Source organism: Microbacterium rhizophilum (assembly GCF_039605615.1).
Lineage (GTDB): Bacteria > Actinomycetota > Actinomycetes > Actinomycetales > Microbacteriaceae > Microbacterium > Microbacterium rhizophilus.
In genome coordinates, this window is sequence record NZ_JBCNUN010000009.1 from 52,362 (window position 1) to 72,546 (window position 20,185).

The window sequence follows — 20,185 nt, forward strand, 5'->3', positions numbered from 1 at the left end:
CAGCCGCTACGGCGCGAAGAAGGGCTGAGTCAGATGCCTCGTAAGGGACCCGCCCCGAAGCGCCCCGTCGTCAACGACCCGGTCTACGGCGCTCCGATCGTCACGCAGCTCGTGAACAAGATCCTCGTCGACGGCAAGAAGTCGATCGCCGAGCACATCGTCTACACCGCGCTCTCGGGCGTGGAGGCGAAGAACGGCCAGGACGCGGTCGCGACGCTCAAGAAGGCGCTCGACAACGTCCGTCCGACCCTCGAGGTCCGCAGCCGCCGCGTCGGCGGCTCGACCTACCAGGTGCCGGTCGAGGTCAAGCCGCACCGCGCGAACACGCTCGCGCTGCGCTGGCTCGTCAGCTACGCCAAGGGCCGTCGTGAGAAGACGATGACCGAGCGTCTGATGAACGAGATCCTCGACGCCTCGAACGGCCTCGGCGCCGCCGTCAAGCGTCGCGAGGACACGCACAAGATGGCCGAGTCGAACAAGGCCTTCGCGCACTACCGCTGGTAAACAGCACCCGCATCCCCGGATGCGACCTGCCGGGCCCGGAGACGGGACCCGTCACCGGGCCCGGCACCCACGCTCTACTCCACACCACACGTTAGGAACCGCAAGTGGCACAGGAAGTGCTCACCGACCTCAAGAAGGTCCGCAACATCGGCATCATGGCGCACATCGATGCCGGTAAGACCACGACGACCGAGCGCATCCTGTTCTACACGGGTGTGAACCACAAGATCGGCGAGACGCACGACGGTGGCGCGACGACCGACTGGATGGAGCAGGAGCAGGAGCGTGGCATCACGATCACGTCCGCTGCTGTGACGTGCTTCTGGGACAAGAACCAGATCAACATCATCGACACCCCCGGCCACGTGGACTTCACGGTCGAGGTCGAGCGGTCGCTGCGCGTCCTCGACGGCGCCGTCGCGGTCTTCGACGGCAAGGAGGGCGTCGAGCCCCAGTCCGAGACGGTGTGGCGTCAGGCCGACAAGTACGACGTGCCCCGCATCTGCTTCGTCAACAAGATGGACAAGCTCGGCGCAGACTTCTACTTCACGGTCGACACGATCGTCAACCGCCTGAAGGCCAAGCCGCTCGTGATCCAGCTGCCGATCGGTGCGGAGAACGACTTCGTGGGCGTCATCGACCTCGTCGAGATGCGCGCGCTGGTGTGGCCCGGCGACGCCAAGGGCGACGTGACCATGGGCGCCAAGTACGAGATCACCGAGATCCCGGCCGACCTGGCCGACAAGGCCGCGGAGTACCGCGAGAAGCTCCTCGAGACGGTCGCCGAGACCGACGACGCGCTGCTCGAGAAGTACTTCGGCGGCGAGGAGCTCACGGTCGCCGAGATCAAGGCCGGCATCCGCAAGCTCACGATCGCCAGCGAGATCTACCCGGTCCTGTGCGGCTCGGCGTTCAAGAACCGCGGCGTGCAGCCGATGCTGGACGCGGTCGTCGACTACCTGCCGGCGCCGATCGACGTGCCCGCCATCGAGGCGCACGACCCGAAGAACGAAGAGACGATCATCGAGCGTCACGCCGACCGCGACGAGCCCTTCACGGCGCTCGCGTTCAAGGTCGTCACGCACCCCTTCTTCGGTCGTCTGACCTACATCCGCGTGTACTCGGGCCACCTGGACTCGGGCTCCGCGGTCGTCAACTCGACCAAGGGCAAGAAGGAGCGCATCGGGAAGATCTTCCAGATGCACGCCAACAAGGAGAACCCGGTCGACTCGGTCACCGCGGGTCACATCTACGCGGTCATCGGCCTCAAGGACACGACCACGGGCGACACCCTCTCGGACTCCGACCACCAGGTCGTGCTCGAGTCGATGACGTTCCCGGAGCCGGTCATCGAGGTCGCGATCGAGCCCAAGACGAAGGCCGACCAGGAGAAGCTGGGTCTCGCGATCCAGAAGCTCGCGGAGGAGGACCCGACGTTCCGCGTCGAGAACAACGCCGAGACCGGTCAGACCGTCGTCAAGGGCATGGGCGAGCTGCACCTCGACATCCTCGTGGACCGCATGAAGCGCGAGTTCAAGGTCGAGGCCAACGTCGGCAAGCCGCAGGTCGCGTACCGCGAGACGATCCGCAAGACCGTCGAGCGTCACGACTACACGCACAAGAAGCAGACCGGTGGCTCGGGCCAGTTCGCGAAGATCCAGTTCGCGCTCGAGCCCCTCGAGCTCACGGCCGACAAGACCTACGAGTTCGTCAACGAGGTCTCGGGCGGTCGCATCCCGCGCGAGTACATCGAGCCGACGAACCAGGGCTTCCAGGACGCCATGAACACGGGTGTCCTCGCGGGCTACCCGATGGTCGGCGTCAAGGCGGTCCTGAAGGACGGCGCGTCGCACGACGTCGACTCCTCGGAGATGGCGTTCAAGATCGCCGGCTCGATGGGCTTCAAGGAGGCCGTCCGCAAGGCGAACCCCGTGCTGCTCGAGCCGCTCATGGCCGTCGAGGTCCGCACGCCCGAGGAGTACATGGGCGACGTCATCGGCGACCTGAACTCCCGTCGTGGCCAGATGCAGTCCATGGAGGACGCGCAGGGCGTGAAGGTCATCAAGGCCCTCGTCCCGCTGTCGGCCATGTTCGGCTACATCGGCGACCTGCGCTCGAAGACCTCGGGCCGCGCGGTCTACTCGATGGAGTTCGACAGCTACTCCGAGGTTCCGAAGGCCGTGGCCGACGAGATCATCCAGAAGGGCAAGGGCGAGTAATCGTCCGACCCTGACGGTCCCGGGCGGGGACGTCTCGTCCCCGCCCGCTCAAAAACTTCACACAGACTCTCTATTAGACTGAGAACCATCCCCGGACAGACCCGGTCGCAATCCAGCGCCCGGCGATGATCCATGAATCGTCCTGAGGAGGACCCAGTGGCTAAGGCCAAGTTCGAGCGCACCAAGCCGCACGTGAACATCGGAACGATCGGTCACGTCGACCACGGTAAGACGACGCTCACCGCGGCGATCTCGAAGGTGCTCGCCGACAAGTACCCGTCGGCTACCAACGTGCAGCGCGACTTCGCGTCGATCGACTCGGCTCCCGAGGAGCGTCAGCGCGGCATCACGATCAACATCTCGCACGTCGAGTACGAGACGCCGAAGCGCCACTACGCTCACGTCGACGCCCCGGGTCACGCCGACTACATCAAGAACATGATCACCGGTGCCGCCCAGATGGACGGCGCGATCCTGGTGGTCGCGGCGACCGACGGCCCGATGGCCCAGACGCGTGAGCACGTGCTGCTCGCCAAGCAGGTCGGCGTGCCCTACCTGCTCGTCGCGCTGAACAAGGCCGACATGGTCGACGACGAGGAGATCCTGGAGCTCGTCGAGCTCGAGGTCTCCGAGCTGCTCGCGTCGCAGGGCTTCGCCGAGGACGCTCCGGTCGTGCGCGTCTCGGGCCTGAAGGCTCTCGAGGGTGACGAGAAGTGGACGCAGTCCATCCTCGACCTCATGGAGGCCGTCGACGAGAACATCCCCGACCCGGTGCGTGACAAGGACAAGCCGTTCCTCATGCCCATCGAGGACGTCTTCACCATCACGGGTCGTGGCACGGTCGTCACGGGCCGCGCCGAGCGTGGCACGCTGGCCATCAACTCCGAGGTCGAGATCGTCGGCATCCGCAACACCCAGAAGACCACGGTCACGGGTATCGAGATGTTCCACAAGCAGCTCGACGAGGCGTGGGCCGGCGAGAACTGCGGTCTCCTGCTCCGTGGCCTCAAGCGCGAGGACGTCGAGCGCGGCCAGGTCGTCGTGAAGCCGGGTTCGGTCACGCCGCACACCGACTTCGAGGGCACCGCGTACATCCTGTCGAAGGACGAGGGTGGCCGTCACAACCCCTTCTACACGAACTACCGCCCGCAGTTCTACTTCCGCACCACGGACGTCACCGGCGTCATCACGCTGCCCGAGGGCACCGAGATGGTCATGCCCGGCGACACCACGGACATGACGGTGGCGCTGATCCAGCCCATCGCCATGGAAGAGGGCCTCGGCTTCGCGATCCGTGAGGGTGGCCGCACCGTCGGCGCCGGCACGGTGACCAAGATCGTCAAGTAAGTTCTTCCCAGAACTCACTACGTCAGTGGGTCGGATCCTCGGATCCGGCCCACTTTCGTTTTTCCGCAGGACCGACGGATGGAGCGCGCATGACCGACATCGCCCTGGGGCCGCGGCCGCCGCGCAGCTACGCGCGGCTGTGGGTGTCCACCGTCCTGCTCGTCATCTATGTCAGCTTCGTCTCCCTGATCACGCTGTGGCCGGACCCGTCGGATCTGGAGTTCGGAAGCCTCGCCGATCGCGTGCTCCCGATCCTGTACCGGTTCGGGGTTCCGCGTCGATTCGGATTCGATGAACTGGAGTTCACCGCCAACGTCGGCATGTTCGTCCCCCTGGGCTTCCTCGTCGGGCTCGCGCTCTCGCGACGTCTGTGGTGGCTCGCGCTGCTGATCCTGCCGGCCTACTCCGGGTTCATCGAGTACACCCAGGGCGCGGCCCTCGAATCCCGCGTGTCGAGCATGACGGACGTGCTCGCCAACACCTCGGGCGGCTACCTCGGGGTGCTGCTGGCGATGATCATGCGCGCGCTGATCTACGCGCGGGATCGGCGCGTCATCGAACGCGCGATCTGGGAGCGGGACGAGGAACGGATCCGCGAGCGTGAGGCATCTCAGGCGAGCAGGAAACCGGCCCGAGATCAGGGTGCGTCCGCCGTGTTCGGCGATGTCTGGCAGGACACGGGTGCCGCCCCGACGCAGCGGCTGCCTTTCTGACGCGGACCCTGTCGAGCCACGCTCGACGAGCGCACGGGCGGCTGTTGATAGCCTGAGGACGCCCCCGAGCTCAGGGCGGTACAGGATGCGGCGGGTTCGCTTCGCGACGCGACGCGCCGCCGGCCCGCCGTCCGCCAAGCGCGCTCATGATGCGCGGCTCCGCGGGACAATGACTGAGATGAACAGAACGCCATGACACGCATCAGCTCCCCCGCCCGCGCGGCCGCGACCTCGCGTCGCGACGTGCCGGTCGACACCCTGCGTGGCATCGCGTGCATCCTGCTGGTCACGATGCACGTGATCGGGTTCGACGACCACTCCGGCATCGCGGTGCCCGACGACTCGGCGTTCCGCTGGTACGCCGAGTCGTTCATCTACCTCCGCATGCCGCTGTTCACGTTCCTCGCGGGCTTCGTCTACGCGTGGCGTCCGGTCGGCCCGGGCACGTACCGGCTGTTCATGGGCAAGAAGATCCGCCGCCTGCTGATCCCGTATGTGATCTTCGTGGCGCTGATCGGCATCATGCAGACCGCGCTCCCGGGCGCGAACAACCCCACCGACCTCGCGCCCTGGCAGTGGTTCGTGTACTCGCTGAGCCCCTACTGGTTCCTGATCTCGACCTTCTGGATCTTCGCGGTCGTCGCACTGCTCGACTCCTACAGGCTGCTCGAGCGCTGGTACGTGCTCGCCGCCGTCGGGATCGCGCTGATCGTCATCAACCTCGCGATCAACCCCGGCGAGAAGACCGTGCTGCAGTGGGGCAACTCGCTCACGCTGGCCCCGTTCTTCATCGTCGGCATCATGGCGCATCGCTTCCAGTGGGCCCGGATGCCGCGGTGGGCGGCGATCGTCGTCAGCGCGGCCGTGGTCGTCCTGTTCGCCTACACGCAGCTGGGCTTCGCCGGCGTCGTCCCCGTCGTGAACTCCCGTCACGACCTGCTCGGGGTCCTTCTCGGAGCGCTGTTCCCGGTCGCATGTCTTTCCTGGCGGCTCGGCTGGAGCCCCCTGGCGCGCCTCGGCGCGTATTCGTCCGGCATCTTCCTGCTGCACCCGTTCGCCGTGGCGGGCACGCGCGAGATCTTCGAGCGGCTGCACGTGACCGACGACGTCGTCTTGTTCGTCATCTGCAGCGTCATCGGCATCCTGCTGGCCGCATGGGGCACTCGCATCCTGAAGCGCTACCGGCCGGGCCGGTTCGTGCTGGGGGAGAAGGTATGACGCCGCGGGCTCGGTGGGCGGATCCGCGTGCCTGGTTCCGTCGCCCCGATGCGCTCCTGTGGATCGCGGTCGTCGTCGGCCTGCTCGGCGGCATCGTGGTCGTCGTCCTGCGGAACTTCTCCTCGGAACAGCTGAGCCCCGATGCCCTGAAGATCTGGCGCATCTCGTCGGGCCAGCGGCCCGACTTCGTGGACCAGTCCTTCACGCCCGTGGCGACGATCTACCGCATGCTCGGCATGGGGGACGCTCCCCTGCTCGCCGGTTTGTTCAGCTTCGCGCTCGCCGCCGCCGTCGTGACGTTCACGATCTTCCGCCTGCGCCCGCACCGGATCGGCTGGCCGGTCGCGCTCTACGTGCTCGCCGCGTACCTCGGATCCGCCTACTACCTCGGCCAGTACTCGAAGGACATCTTCGTGCTGCCGGTGGCGTTCATCCTGCTGATGAGCCGTCGCATCTGGTGGGAGATCCCGATCATCGGCGCGATGATCGCGTACTCGTACTGGTTCCGCGACTACTGGTTCCTGATCACGGTCGGCTACGTGGCGTACCGCGCGGTGACCTGGGTGCAGGTGCGCGTGCGCTATCTGCTGATCATCGGAAGCCTGGCTGCGGTGGCCATCGGGCTCGGCAACTTCCTCGTGCTCGGCAACGACCCGAACTACTTCCGCGAGAAGGTCGTGAGCGTGCTCGAGGCGAATACGCAGCTGCTGACCATCGTGCCGCTTCCGCAGCCGGTCGGCGGCCTGATCGATCTGTTCGTGAACTACTGGCTGATCCTCGTGCCGCTCGCGCTGCCCTTCACGGCCGGCCTCGTCTACGTCGCCGTCTCGGCCGTGCTGATCTTCCTCCGACTCCTGCCGCTGTCGGTGGCGCGATCGGCGCGGCGCTGGCCGTCGGTGCGCACGCTCGACGGCGTGATCGCGCGCCGCGCGCTCTCGCTGCTGTGCGCGTTCGCCGCGGTGCAGGCGGTCTTCGAGCCCGACTACGGATCCGTGCTCCGTCACCTCATGCCGCTGCTGCCGGTCGGTCTGGCGCTGCTGCTCTCGCTCCGCCATGCGCTGCCGCGGACGGGACAGGCGGAGCCGTGGAGCTGGACCGGGCGGGCGCGCGCATGACGTCCCGTCGTCACCTGATCGCGATCGCGACCTATCGTCGCCCGGACGACCTGCGTCGACTGCTGGACAGCCTCGCCGAGAGCGTGGACGACACCGCCGACATCGTGGTGGTGGACAACGACGCCGCCGGATCCGCGCGCCAGGTCGTCGAGGGCCACCCGCTGGCACCCGTGTACGAGATCGAGCCGGAGCCCGGGATCGCGAGCGCCCGGAACCGAGGCCTGACGCACTTCAGGACCGACCACGCCGGCGTCGTCTTCGTCGACGACGACGAGTGGGTCGAGCCCGACTGGTACGCGACGATCACGCGATACGCGCGCGAGTCGGGCGCCGGCGTCGTCCAGGGGCCCGTGGTCACGGTGCTGCCCGAAGACGCCCCCGCCTGGGTCCGCCGCGGTGGGTTCTATCAGCGCCGTCTCGACCAGACCGGCGCCGAGCTTCCGAGCGCCGCGACCAACAACACCCTGCTGACCCGGGAGGCGTGGGAGCGAGCCGGGTCGCCGACGTTCGATCCCGAGTTCTCCAGCACGGGCGGATCCGACTGGGACCTGTTCTGGGGCGTCCGCAAGGCGGGTGCACGCATCCTGTTCTGCGGCGAGGCCGTCGTCTCGGAGGACGTGCCCGCCTCGCGACTGTCCTGGCCGTGGCTGCGGCAGCGCTTCGTCCGGAACGGGATCGTGGAGGCGCGCGTGCAGCGCAAGCACGGCGATCCGATCATCCCGTTCGCTGCCAAGGCGCTGGCGACCCTGGCGATCGGCGTGGCCCAGGTTGCGCTCGACTCGGCGCTTGGCCGCGGTCGTCGGTCGCGCTCGGTGCGGCGTGTGCTGATCCCGGTGGGCAAGCTGGCGGGCCTGTTCGGGTACCGCGTGCACGAATACCGCCGTGAGGGCTGACGCTCGCCGCTCCCGGATCCGAGCGAGCGCGTCGCCTAGCATGGACGCGATGTATGCCGCACAGGCCGGCGCCCCGGAAGGCGTCACGATGCTCTGGATGGAATCGACGCGCGTCGGGTCGGCGGCCCGCACCCACATGGACGGCAGCCGGGCCCGCCTGGACGCCGCCGGCATCCCGGTGCGTGCTCAGATCTTCTCGGAGACCTCCGGCGGCGGCATCGTCGGCAAGGTGCGCCGCCTGCTGTCGCTCGTGCTGCGCGCACGCCGGGCCGCCCACGCCGGCGTCCTCGTGACGCGCTGGCACCCGTTCCTCGCGTTCGTCACGCCGCGGTGGTTCCGCAAGGGCGGCCGCGTGATGCTGCTCGTGCAGGGCAACGACGCGTCGGCGTACGAGACGAACCCGTGGCTGCGGAGGATCCCGGGCATCCGCCGGCTGATGACGAAGAGCCTGGAGGGCGCGTCGAGCATCCTGTGCGTGAACGGCGGTCTCGTCGAGTGGGTGGAGGCCGAGCGGGCGAGTGCCGCGCCGGTGCCGATCGCGGTCATGCCCAGCGGTGTGTCCGATGTCTTCTTCGACGCCTCCCCGATCGATCTCGGGGAGCCGTATGTGCTCTTCTTCGGCGGACTGGCACCTTGGCAGGGGATCGACTACATGCTCGAGGCGCGGCGGTCCGCGGCGTGGCCCGAGGGCCTGAAGCTCCTCGTGATCGGCGACGGCGAGAAGGCGCAGGCCGTGCGGGACGCGGAAGGCCCCGGCGTCAGCTGGCTCGGTCCGAAGCCGCCGGCGGAGCTCGCGCGCTACGTCGCCGGCGCCCTCGTGACGCTGTGCCCGAAGAGCGCCACCGACTCGATGGCCAAGACCACGACGCCGTTCAAGGTGCTCGAGTCGGTCGCGGCGGGCGTGCCGGTCATCGCCACCGACATCCCGGCCCAGGTCGACATGCTGAGCGAGGGATACGGCCTTCTCGTGGACGTGAACGAGCCCCAGGACCTCGCGCGGGCGGTCGCGCGCATCGCGGCGGAGCCCGCCGTGCGCGCCGAGCTCGCCGCGACGGCGCGGGCGTACGCGCCGAAGTGCCGCTGGACGTATGCGGCGCCACAGCTGGCGGGCGCCATCCGCGCGCTTCAGGAGGACATCGAGCGGCGCTGACCGCGGACCATCCGGTTCCATCCGGATTGGCGATGGCGGGCCCGTCGGACGAGTCGGAGAGTGGAGTGAGGCGTGCTGTTTCGGCTCGGGTCGATGCGGCGCAGTACTCACTCGGAACCGCGCTGCTCGGGCCGGCCAAGCGCGTGACGCTGAACGTGAAGGGTGGTCTGCGCCTCCGTCTGGAGACTGGCGTCAGCACCGGCACACAGCACGCAGATGGTGCCGCCGCGTTCGGCAACGCCCGCTTGCTCTGCTCCGGCAAGCCCTGAGCGCACGATTGACGCGTAGCGGACCCGGGGACATCCCCGGGTCCGCCTCGCTTTTTCGCGAGCCGTCGCGCCGCGTCCTGCGAGGCCGCCCGCCGTCGCCACGTTATGGTCGGAGGGTGACTGGGGGGAACGTCGACGCCGCGCCGATGCGCATCCTTCACGTGACCGAGGCCATGGCCAGCGGCATCCTCAGCTTCATCGACAGCATCTCCCGCCGGCAGATCGAGGAGGGCGCCGAGGTCTCGGTGCTCCACACCGTGCGCACGGACACCCCGCCGGCCGACGCGATCGTCGCGCGCCTCGACGAGCGGGTCGCGGTGCTCCCCCCGATCGATCGGGGATCGACCGCCACGAACGTGCTCGGCCTGATCGGCGAGGTGCGGCGCCTGGCGCGCTCGGGACGCTTCGATGTGATCCATCTGCACTCGTCGCTCGCCGGCGGCGCACGTGCAGCGCTCGGAGCCCATGGCGAGTCCGTGTTCTATTCGCCGCATGGCTTCGCATTCCTGCGCGAGAACACGCCGCGGCTCGTGCGGCTCGCCACGCTGTGGGTCGAGCGGCTCCTCGCGCGGCGCAGCACCCTCGTCGTGACGTCGGCCGGCGAGATCGACATCGCCCGGGAGCAGCTGAAGGCGCCGCGCGTCGACTACCTGCAGTCGGGCGTGCCGGCCGCGTCGATCACGCCGCGCGTGCACGTGGACGGCGAGCGGCCGCGCGTGACCATGGTCGGCCGCATCGCCTATCAGAAGGCGCCGTGGCGCTTCGCTGCGATCGCCCGCGAGCTCGCCGATCTGGGTGAGTTCCTGTGGGTCGGCGGGGGAGAGGACGAGGATCGCGAGTCCTGGATCGGCGACGCCCCCGTGGTCCTGCGGCAGTGGGTCACGCCCGAGGAGCTCGAGGAGATCTTCACCGGCACCGATGTGCTGCTGTTCCCGTCGCTGTGGGAGGGCATGTCGCTCTCGCTGATCCACGCGCAGGGGCGCGGAATCCCCGCGGTGACCACCGACATCGTCGGCAACCGCGACACGGTCGAGCACGGCGTGACCGGCTTCGTCTGCGCGACCGACGCCGAGCTGCTCGAGGCGACCCGCACGCTCCTGCTCGACGCCGAGCTGCGCCAGCGCATGGGCGACGCGGCGCAGGAACGCATTCGACGGCACTTCACCGACGACCGGATCGGCATCGACTCGCTGGCGATCTACCGCACGCGCGGGGGGGCCCGGCGCTGACCCGCCACCCGTCATTCTCGGCGGATTCGACGGTTCGACCCGAGCCGGATGCGACGATGGCCTCACGCACGTAACGACACGGGGGGCACATGTCCGACGCGCAGCAGTGGTGGAAGCGGCCGTTCAGCCGCGATTGGTGGACGCGCCGGCGCGCCATCGTCGCGATCACGACGGTGGCCGCGCTCGTGGTCGTGGGGGGCACCGCGGCCGCGGTCGTCGCGAACCTGGGCGCGCGGCCCACCCCGCAGGCCACGCGCACTCAGACGCCGAGTCCCACTCCGACCCCCACACCCACACCGACGCCTCAGCCCGGGGCCGGCGAGCTGCCGCGCACCGCGACAGCCCGGGCCGATGTCGCCGGGTGGAACCTCGCGGGGTCCACAGAGGTCGGGGCGGTGCTGCCGCAGGTCGGCGGCGCCTCGGACGGCGCTGTTTCCCTCTCGTTCGACGCTCCGGCGGTCCAGGAGCAGGTCGTCGCGGCCTACACCCCGATCGCGCTGACGCCGGGCGAGGAGTACGACGTCTCGTTCGACGTGCGACTGCTCGACGAGGAGGTGGCCGAGACGCCCGTCGAGATCGCGATCGGCGACACGAAGCTCGAGATGCCGGATCTCGGCAGCGAGTGGTGGACGATCGAGGACACCTTCACCTCGGGCGCCGATCAGACCGCGGCGGACCTGAAGGTGAGCCTGAACGGGCCCGTGCGCGGCTTCGCCATCGACCGGATCGTCATCGCCGGTCCCGACGGGAAGAACGTCGTCCCCAACGCGTCGTTCGAGGACGTCTCGAGCGACTTCGGCATCCGCAACGACGCGCTGATCCTGAACGAGAAGACCGCCACTCTGGCCGCCGCGATGGCGCCGGGCGACGCGACCTGGGTCGCGACGCGCGCCGACGGGTCGGAAGCGGCGCGCGGCGCCGCGAAGCTCGGCGACCGCGTCTCGCCCGTGCCGCTCGAGAACCTGCCGCAGGGCTACTACGACATCGCCGTGACCGACTCCGCCGGGCAGACCGTGTCGACACCCGTGGGCATCGTCCGCATGCCCGAGGCATACCTCGCTCCCGATGACCGGATCGGCGCGCACACGCATCCGACGAAGGCCTTCAACGTCGACGTCGCGGCCGCCGCGAGCTCGCTCGGCATGGGCGCCATCCGCTTCAACATCACGTGGAAGAACGTCGAGAAGCAACGCGGCGTCTACGCGTTCCACGAGCGCTATACGACGACCGCGGCGCAGGCCGGCGCGCGCGGGCTCGGCGTGCTCGGCATCGCCGGATGGACCAACCCGCTGTACGACGGCAACCGCGTGCCCAGCAGTCCCGACGGACTGGACGGCTACGGCCGATACGCCGCGGCGATCGCACAGAACTTCGACCTGATGGGCCTCGAGGTCTTCAACGAGTTCAACATCCCGACGTTCAACAAGGGCTGCCGCAGCGGCGGCTGCTACCTGCCGCTGCTGCAGTCGGCGCACCAGCACGTCGACGCCGTCGCGCCGGACCTGCCGGTGATCGGCGGCGTCACGGGGAACTACGAGGGCGGCTTCTTCGACGAGCTGTGGGCGCGAGGCGGGCTGAACAGCGCCGATGCCATGAGCTTCCACCCCTACCAGGTGTACGGCAGCCCCGATGGTCTGGCTGGCGTCGCGAAGCAGGCGCGCGACAGCATGCGGGCGAACGGCGGCGAGAAGCCGATCTGGGTGACCGAGCTCGGCTGGACCACCAAGACGGGCGACGTCTCGCTCACCGAGCAGGGCAATCGCCTGGTGCGTGCGCAGTCGACCGCGCTCGCCTCCGGCATCTCCCACTACTTCTGGTACGACCTCGTCAACGACACCACGAACCAGGCCGACCACGAGGGGAACTTCGGCCTGTTCTGGCAGCCGCGCGGAGGAGTGGCGGCCCTGCCGCCGAAGCCGGCCGCGTTCGTCCAGGCGCTGTGGCTCGCGACCCTCGACAACCGCGAATTCGCGGGCGTGGACAGAATCGACGGCGTCCGCTCGGTGTCTTTCGGAGAGCCGGGTGACACGTCGAAGGTGGCATACCCGACCGCCGGACCGCTGAAGGCCGAGTTCCCCGCCTGGGACACCGTCACGGTCACCGACCTCGCGGGCGCCGTGACCGAGGTCGAACCGCGCGCCGGCAGGATCTCGATCGACCTGGACCGGATCGTGCTGCTGGGCGGCGGCATCGGCGAGGCTCCGGCGGGCGAGCAGACGGAGCCGGGTGAGAGCAGCCCGGAGCAGTCGCCGGAGCCTCAGGAGTCCCCGCGAGGCTGAGCCGCGCCAGGGCTCTCTCAGCGGTTCCGAGGGGGAACGCCGGGTATCTCTCCTAGAGTTGGAGCGATGTCCCACACGCCTGACGACCGCACCGCGCCCCGTACGAGGCGCGATCTCTCCGCGTCCCGCCGCCCCGAAACCTCCCCGACGGCGATCTTCGACGTGCCCGCCGACGAGCCGGACGAGTCCCGCCCGCCGCGGCGCTCGCGCAAGCGCGCCGTCATCGTGACGATCGTCCTGGTCGTCGTGGTGCTGCTGCTCGCCGCCGTGTGGCTGGCCTTCCGCGCGATCACGGTGAAGAACGAGCTCGAATCGGCGCAGGCCGCAGTCGCACAGCTGCAGAAGGGGGACGACGTCCCCGCGGCGCTCGAGTCCCTGGGCCGGCACGGCGAGGCCGCTGCCTCCGCGTCGGGCGATCCGGTGTGGCGGGTCGCCGAGTTCATCCCGTTCGCGGGGCCCAACCTGCAGGGCGTGCGCCTGGCCGCCGAGTCGCTCGACGTCCTGGCGAACGACCTCGCTGTGCCGGCGTACGGCGCCCTGAACGCGGAGAGCGGCGAGCCGGTGTTCGCACGCCTGCTTCCGGCCGTGCAGGATTCCACCCCGGAGATCCAGCGTCTCGCGGAGGCGGTCGAGGGCGTGCGGGAGTCGGACGCGCTGATCCCGCAGGTGCGCGAGGGCGTCGACATGGTCGCCCCGGTGATGTCGGGGGCGGCCGAGACGCTGCCGTTGCTGCCGGAGCTGCTGGGGGCCAACGGCCCCCGCAACTACCTGATGGTCTCGCAGAACAACGCCGAGTCCGTCGGCCTCGGCGGATCCGCGGGCTCCCAGACGCTCCTCCACGTCGACAACGGCCGGATCGAGATCGCCGGCCAGGCAGACAGTCAGAAGTACAGCAACAACAACGCCGTCGACGTCGAGGTGCCCCAGAGCGCCATCGACCTCTACAGCGACTATCTCGTCCGGTACGTCAACACGTCCGCGAGCCGTCCGGACTTCCCGACGATGGCGCAGATCCTGTCCGCGTGGTGGCAGCGCGACATCGCCCCCGACCAGATCGACGGCGTGGTCGCGATCGATCCGATCGTGCTGGGCTACATGATCGGCGCGACGGGTCCCGTGGATCTTGCGACCGGGGACACCCTCGACTCCAAGAACGCCGCCGACATGCTGCTCAACGGCATCTACATGAGGTACGGCAACTACCGCGACGCCCCGACCGTGGACGCGTTCTTCGCCAGCGCGGCGGTGACGATCTTCGAGAAGGTCGCCGCGGGCGACTTCGACGCCATGAAGATGGCTTCGGCGATCAGCCGCGGTATCGAGGGCGGCAACGTGATGTTCTGGAGCGCGCACAAGGAGCTGCAGGACAAGATCGCCCCCGAGCGGGTCTCGGGCATCCTGCCCACGGACAACGAGGAGCAGACGGCCGTCGGCGTGTACTTCCGCGACGAGTCCGGCTCGAAGATCGACTACTACATGAAGTCGGCGGTAGCGGTGAACGAGACGTGCGCCGACGGGCGACGATCGTTCACGACCAAGACGGCCCTGACGCTCGACATCGATCAGGCCGCGGCGGATGCACTGCCGCAGTACATCAAGAGCATGCGGCTGCGATCGGCCGAGCAGTTCTACACCGCCGTCTACGTGTACGGCCCCCCGGGCACCGAGGTCGAGAGCGTCAGCGTCGACGGCCGGGATGTGACCGAGGTGCGCCATGACATCGACGACCTGGGGCGCCCCGTCGCCTGGTTCATGGCCGTCCTCAAGCCGGGGGAGTCGGGTGCCGTCACCACGACGTTCACCGGGGATGACGGCGACTACGGCCCGCTCGAGATCCGCTCGACGCCGATGATCAACAAGACCGCGTACGACATCACGACCGAGGGATGCGCCGCGCGCTGAGCCCCGCGTCCGGGGTTGTCGCATTCCGCGGGCAGAACATGGGACGCGAGCGTCTTCCGGGAGTAGACTGCCCGAGTCCCCCACCCGGCGGCTCCAGGAGCGATCCATTGACGACTGAGCTGACGCATGACTCGCATGCGCACGCTACGCCGCATGACGATGCTTCGAGCTCGCCCTCCGGTCGGATCGCCGGACCCCTAGCGGCGCTGACCCCGTCGGAACGGCCGGCTTCCTCCGGGCGAGCGGCCGACTGGCGCAACCGTTACGCCCGCGGGCTGCGCATCACGGACGCCGCGACGCTGATCGTCGTCGTCTTCGGCACGCAGTATCTATGGCTCGGATGGCATGCCACGCTCCCGGGGCAGGTCGGCTTCCTGCCGTCCTCCTACACGCTGCTGTCGACGATCATCCTGATCCTCTGGATGCTCGCGCTCGCGCTCAACGACACCCGCAACGACCGGGTGATCGGCGTCGGATCGATCGAGTACAAGCGGATCTTCGACGCCAGCTTCCAGCTCTTCGGCGCGATCGCGATCCTGGCGTTCCTGTTGCAGGTGAGCATCGCGCGCGGGTTCCTCCTCGTCTCCTTCCCGATCGGCATCCTGGCGCTGTTCCTGGAACGGTGGCTCTGGCGTCGCTGGCTCGGCAAGAAGCGCAAGAACGGCGAGTACGCGGCGCGCGTGGTGCTCGTCGGCTCCGAGCGCTCGGTGATCCACGTCGCGCGCGAGCTGCGGCGCTCGCCCGGCGCCGGCTACCACGTCGTCGGAGCGTGCGTGCCGGCCGGCCGGATGTCGACCACGGTGCGCGGCACCGACATCCCGGTGGTGGGCAACGTCAACTCGGTCGAGCGCGCGATGGCCGTCGCCGGGGCCGACACCGTCGTCGTCGCGAGCACCGACGAGCTGGGGCCCGCGAAGATCAAGGAGATCTCCTGGGCGCTCGAGGCGGGCCGCCAGCACCTCGTGCTCGCGCCGAGCATCGCCGACATCGCCGGCCCCCGCATCCACACGCGCCCCGTGTCCGGTCTGCCGCTGATCCACGTGGAGACGCCGCGGTTCTCCGCCGGTCAGCGCTTCGTCAAGCGCATGCTCGACCTGTTCGCGAGCGTGGCTCTCGTCGTCGTCTTCAGCCCGCTGCTGCTCGGCCTGGCGGTCATCGTCAAGGCCTCCTCGCCCGGGCCGATCCTGTTCCGTCAGACGCGCGTGGGACTGCACGGCGGCGAGTTCAAGATGCTCAAGTTCCGCTCCATGGTGCAGGACGCCGAGGCGCGCCTGGCCGCCCTGCAACAGGAGCGCGACCACGGCAACGAGATCATGTTCAAGATGCGCGACGACCCCCGCGTCACGCCCGTCGGCAAGATCATGCGCCGGTTCAGCCTCGACGAGCTGCCGCAGCTGCTCAACGTCATCGGAGGCAGCATGTCGCTTGTCGGCCCCCGGCCGCCGCTGCCGCGCGAGGTCGACCAGTACGCTGACCACGTCCACCGCCGCTTCCTCGTGAAGCCCGGCATCACGGGTCTGTGGCAGGTCTCGGGTCGCTCGGCCCTCTCGTGGGACGACACCGTGCGCCTCGACCTGTCGTACGTGGAGAACTGGTCGCTGCTGGGCGACCTGGTCATCCTGCTGAAGACGTTCCGCGCCGCGCTCATGCCCGGCGACACCGTCGCCTGAGGCGTCTCGCGCGGATGGCGCTCTCCCGCTCACCGGGGTTACGGACGCGCGGCGCGCCTGTCACAATGGCCGCGGAGCGTCCCGATCCGCGGACGCCCGAACCCATCCGGAGGGGAACCATGGGCATCGAAGATCTCGCGAACCAGGGCAAGGATCTGTTCGACCAGAACAAGGACAAGCTGCAGGACGCGCTGCAGAGCGCGCAGGCCGAGGGCGTCAGCGACGCGGTCCTCGACAAGGTCGCCGACTTCGCCAAGAGCGTGCTTCCGGACGGCATGGACGCGCAGGTGGACCAGATCCGCGAGAACGCCGACGGCGCCGTCGGCAACGAGTAGGGCTCTGTCGATCGAGACCCCCACCCCTCGTGGGCGGGGGTCTCGTCGCGTCCGGACACCCGGTCGGTCGGACGGTGCGGCCGGATGAGGCCGCCCTGCCGATAGCATGCGGGTGCCACTGCCCGGAATCCGACCGGAAAGCTCCATGACCCAGACAGTCTCCGCCACCCGCGCGCCCGAACCGGCGGCGCTGCCCGCGATCCCGCGACGCAAGCGCCTCGACATCCAGGGCCTGCGCGCGCTCGCGGTGCTCGCGGTGCTCGCCAATCACCTCTGGGAGCAGCGACTGCCCGGGGGCTATGTCGGCGTGGACATCTTCTTCGTCATCTCGGGCTTCCTCATCACCGGACTGCTGCTGCGCGAGTACGAGCGCAGCGGCACGATCTCGTTCCGGCGCTTCTACCTGCGGCGCGCCAAGCGTCTCGTGCCCGCGGCGCTGCTGGTCATCCTGGCCACGGTCGCGGTCTCGTTCGCCGTGATCACGGCCGACCTCGCGCGCGGGATCGCGTGGGACGGGGTATGGGCGCTGTTCTTCGGCGAGAACTGGCACCTGATCGCGAAGAGCACGGACTACTTCGCGCAGAGCGACGGCGCGACGCCGCTGCAGCATTACTGGTCGCTGTCGGTGGAGGAGCAGTTCTACCTGGTCTGGCCGTGGCTTCTGCTGGGGCTGCTGGCGCTGTTCGTGCGCGGCGCGCGATCGAGCCCGCGGCGCATCCGCCTCGTCGCCGGCACAGCGATCTCGGTCGTCATCGCGCTGTCGTTCGGGTGGGCGCTGGTGCAGTCGACGGCCGAGCCCGGTACGGCGTACTTCTCCACCCTCACGCGCGGCTGGGAGCTCGGCCTCGGCGCGCTCGTCGCCGTGATCTCGCCGGTGTTCGCGAGGCTCCCGGGGTGGTCGCGCACGGTGCTCGCCTACGCGGGTCTCGCCGCGATGCTGGCGGCGATTCTCCTGTTCGATGCCGCGACCGTATGGCCCGCGCCGAACGCCCTGCTGCCCACGCTCGGCGCGGCGGCGGTCATCGTCTCCGGGATCGGCGCCGAGGCGCGGGGAAACGTCCTCCTGACCAATCGTGCGGCCGTCTATATCGGGGACATCTCCTACAGCCTCTATCTCTGGCACCTGCCGCTCATCTTCTTCGCGACCGTCCGGTTCCCCGATGCGGGCCGCGTCGCCGATGTCGCCGTCATCGTCGCGTCGTTCGCGCTGGCGATCGCGACCTTCCACGCGATCGAGGGGCCGATCCATCACTCGCCGATCGCCGAGCGCCCCCGCCGGTCCTGGGCCGAGTGGTGGGGAGCGCGGCGCAAGGGCGTGGTCCGGGGAGGTGTCGCGTTCGCGGCGACGGCCGCGTGCCTCGTCGCGCTGTTCGTCGCGGTGCCGGCCAAGAGCGCGCTCGCCATGGTGCCCGCGGCGGCGCTGCGCGCGCCCGATGCCGATCCTGATGTCGTCGCGGCACTGCGGCTGACCAGCTGGCCGGAGACCATCACCCCGTCGCTCGACTCCAGCAACGACGAGCGGTATGCGAAGGCGTGGGTCGAGGAGGACTGCCTGATCGAGGGCATGGCCCCGCAGGACCGCGTGGACGAGGTCGCGGAGCGCTGCGTCTTCGGCGACCCGAGCGGCGCGCGCACCGTGGTCGTGCTGGGCGACTCGGTGGCGATCAGCTGGGAGCCCGCGCTCGAGGCGGCGCTGGATCGGCAGGGCTGGCGGATCATCGTCTTCGCCGCCGGGATGTGCCCCATCGCCGATGTGGAGGTCGAACGGGAGGGGACGGGGACGCCGTTCCCCGGCTGCGCCGAGTTCCGGCACCGCGCGATCGAGAAGATCGAGGAGATCCGGCCCGATCTCGTCGTGGCCACGGAGACCTCGTCCACGATGTATCGCCTCAGCTCCGGTGCGACGGGCGATGCGCGGAAGGCGGAGTTCGCGGAGGGCGTCGCGCGCACCGCCGCTGCCCTGCAGGCCGCCGCAGGCGACGTTGTGGTGGTCGAGACGCTGCCCAAGACGCGGAAGATCAGCGGCTGCTACAGCCCCTTCAGCGGTCCCGCGGCGTGCACCCGGAAGGTCGAGCCGGCCACCCTCACCCACCGCAACTGGATGAGCGCCGCGACGAACGCGGCAGACGTGCCGTACGTGGATCCGGTCGGCCTGTTCTGCGTCGCCGACGTCTGCCCTCCGGTGGTCTCCGGGTACCTGACACGACCGGACGGCGTGCACATGTCCGATGCCTACGCGCGCCACATCGGAGCGAGGTTCTGGGACCTCGTCACCCAGGCGACGGCCAGGTAACGAACAGGTAACGCGCACGGGGCTCCCATGCCCTGGGCGGGTTCTGTCCAGGCGCGCGGGTGACGGTGGAGGGTCTGTGTTCGTCGCGGGCGCCGACCCGAAGGCGTCATGCGGACATGCGGCCGCCACCCGAAGCGGCCGCGAAGGTGCGAGCACGGGCGTACCCGAATCGAAACAACAGGTATGTCGCAGAACCACAATTCCGCCCCCTTGCCCACCCCGTTCCCCCGCGCGAATCACGTCGTCCAGCTCCGCCGCGAGCGCACCGTCCGCCTCAACCGCCGCCTGATCGGCATCGCGGTCGGCCTCGGCATCGCCGCGTCCGGTGGCGTCGCGGTCGCGGCGGCCGTGCCGCAGCACGAGCGCACCGTCGCCGTCGCGAAGGACGACCCGGCCACCGCGGCGCTCGCCCAGAGCGCGCTCCAGCGTGCCGAGACCGCGCTCGACGAGGCGCACGACGACGTCGACACGGCGCCGCTTGAGAAGCGCGTCGACGAGCTGAGCGACTACGAGCGGATGCCCGCCGTGGTCGTGCGCGGCGAGGCCGAGGAGACCGACGAGGTCCGCGAGGAGATCGTCGCCGAGACCGCCGCCCTCGAGGAGGCCGACGCCGAGGCCCAGCGCGAGGCCGAGGAGGCCGCCCGCAAGGCCGAGGAGGAGCGCAAGGCCGCCGAGGCCCTGGCCGCGGCCAACAGCCCGAGCGGCGCTCAGGCCACGGCGCAGGCCATGGCCGCCGAGCGCTTCGGCTGGGGCGCCGACCAGTTCGGCTGTCTCGTGTCGCTGTGGAACAAGGAGTCCGGCTGGAACTACCAGGCCTCCAACCCCTCGAGCGGCGCCTACGGCATCCCGCAGTCGCTGCCCGGCAGCAAGATGGCCACGGTCGGCTCCGACTGGGAGACCAACGCCACCACGCAGATCTCCTGGGGCCTCGACTACATCTCGCGCTCGTACGGCACGCCCTGCGCCGCGTGGGGCCACTCGCAGGCCACCAACTGGTACTGAGCACCACCCCTGAGATCGGATCCGCTCGGGACCCTGAGAAGGTGCCG

General features: G+C 69.4%; 15 protein-coding genes. All 15 read left to right on the forward strand.

Going from position 1 to position 20,185, the window contains the following annotated elements:
• The first annotated feature begins 33 nt into the window (after nt 1-33).
• The 15 genes from rpsG to AAD528_RS14005 all read left to right on the forward strand — a co-directional run bounded on the left by rpsG (nt 34) and on the right by AAD528_RS14005 (nt 20,138).
• Nucleotides 34-504 (forward strand): 30S ribosomal protein S7, encoded by a 471-nt coding sequence (gene rpsG / locus AAD528_RS13935; protein WP_345752688.1) that lies wholly within the window; start codon nt 34-36, stop codon nt 502-504.
• Between the two features lie 104 nt (nt 505-608).
• Entirely contained in the window at nt 609-2,723 is a 2,115-nt protein-coding gene (gene fusA, locus AAD528_RS13940; RefSeq protein WP_345752689.1) for an elongation factor G, read from the forward strand.
• Nucleotides 2,724-2,879: 156 nt separating this feature from the next.
• The gene (tuf, locus tag AAD528_RS13945) at nt 2,880-4,070 is read left to right on the forward strand and encodes an elongation factor Tu (protein ID WP_345752690.1); all 1,191 of its coding nucleotides are present in this window, start codon (nt 2,880-2,882) and stop codon (nt 4,068-4,070) included.
• A gap of 89 nt (nt 4,071-4,159) precedes the next feature.
• Complete coding sequence (locus AAD528_RS13950) at nt 4,160-4,783, forward strand: VanZ family protein (protein ID WP_345752691.1); 624 nt, start codon at nt 4,160-4,162, stop codon at nt 4,781-4,783.
• A 192-nt stretch (nt 4,784-4,975) separates the two neighbouring features.
• On the forward strand, nt 4,976-6,001 hold the full coding sequence (locus AAD528_RS13955) for an acyltransferase family protein (RefSeq protein ID WP_345752692.1): 1,026 nt from the start codon (nt 4,976-4,978) through the stop codon (nt 5,999-6,001).
• Nucleotides 5,998-7,116: a hypothetical protein gene (locus AAD528_RS13960; RefSeq protein ID WP_345752693.1), complete on the forward strand. Its 1,119-nt coding sequence runs from the start codon at nt 5,998-6,000 to the stop codon at nt 7,114-7,116. The genes AAD528_RS13955 and AAD528_RS13960 overlap by 4 nt, the downstream gene beginning before the upstream one ends.
• Nucleotides 7,086-8,009 carry a glycosyltransferase family 2 protein gene (locus tag AAD528_RS13965; RefSeq protein ID WP_345752694.1) on the forward strand — a complete coding sequence of 308 codons (924 nt, stop codon included), beginning with the start codon at nt 7,086-7,088 and terminating at the stop codon, nt 8,007-8,009. The genes AAD528_RS13960 and AAD528_RS13965 overlap by 31 nt, the downstream gene beginning before the upstream one ends.
• Nucleotides 8,010-8,058: 49 nt before the next feature.
• On the forward strand, nt 8,059-9,159 hold the full coding sequence (locus AAD528_RS13970) for a glycosyltransferase family 4 protein (protein ID WP_345752695.1): 1,101 nt from the start codon (nt 8,059-8,061) through the stop codon (nt 9,157-9,159).
• Nucleotides 9,160-9,544: 385 nt separating this feature from the next.
• Complete coding sequence (locus AAD528_RS13975) at nt 9,545-10,657, forward strand: glycosyltransferase (protein ID WP_345752696.1); 1,113 nt, start codon at nt 9,545-9,547, stop codon at nt 10,655-10,657.
• 89 nt (nt 10,658-10,746) lie between these two features.
• A complete protein-coding gene (locus AAD528_RS13980; protein WP_345752697.1) occupies nt 10,747-12,936 on the forward strand; it encodes a hypothetical protein in 2,190 nt (729 codons plus the stop codon).
• Between the two features lie 66 nt (nt 12,937-13,002).
• A complete protein-coding gene (locus AAD528_RS13985) occupies nt 13,003-14,838 on the forward strand; it encodes a DUF4012 domain-containing protein (RefSeq protein ID WP_345752698.1) in 1,836 nt (611 codons plus the stop codon).
• Between the two features lie 107 nt (nt 14,839-14,945).
• Nucleotides 14,946-16,508, forward strand: a complete 1,563-nt coding sequence (locus AAD528_RS13990; protein ID WP_345752699.1) for a sugar transferase — start codon at nt 14,946-14,948, stop codon at nt 16,506-16,508.
• A 119-nt stretch (nt 16,509-16,627) separates the two neighbouring features.
• Nucleotides 16,628-16,843, forward strand: coding sequence for an Rv0909 family putative TA system antitoxin (locus tag AAD528_RS13995; RefSeq protein ID WP_345752700.1), 216 nt, complete (start codon nt 16,628-16,630; stop codon nt 16,841-16,843).
• Between the two features lie 145 nt (nt 16,844-16,988).
• Complete coding sequence (locus tag AAD528_RS14000) at nt 16,989-19,136, forward strand: acyltransferase family protein (protein ID WP_345752701.1); 2,148 nt, start codon at nt 16,989-16,991, stop codon at nt 19,134-19,136.
• 210 nt (nt 19,137-19,346) lie between these two features.
• Nucleotides 19,347-20,138, forward strand: coding sequence for an aggregation-promoting factor C-terminal-like domain-containing protein (locus AAD528_RS14005; protein WP_345752702.1), 792 nt, complete (start codon nt 19,347-19,349; stop codon nt 20,136-20,138).
• The last annotated feature ends 47 nt before the right edge of the window (nt 20,139-20,185 follow it).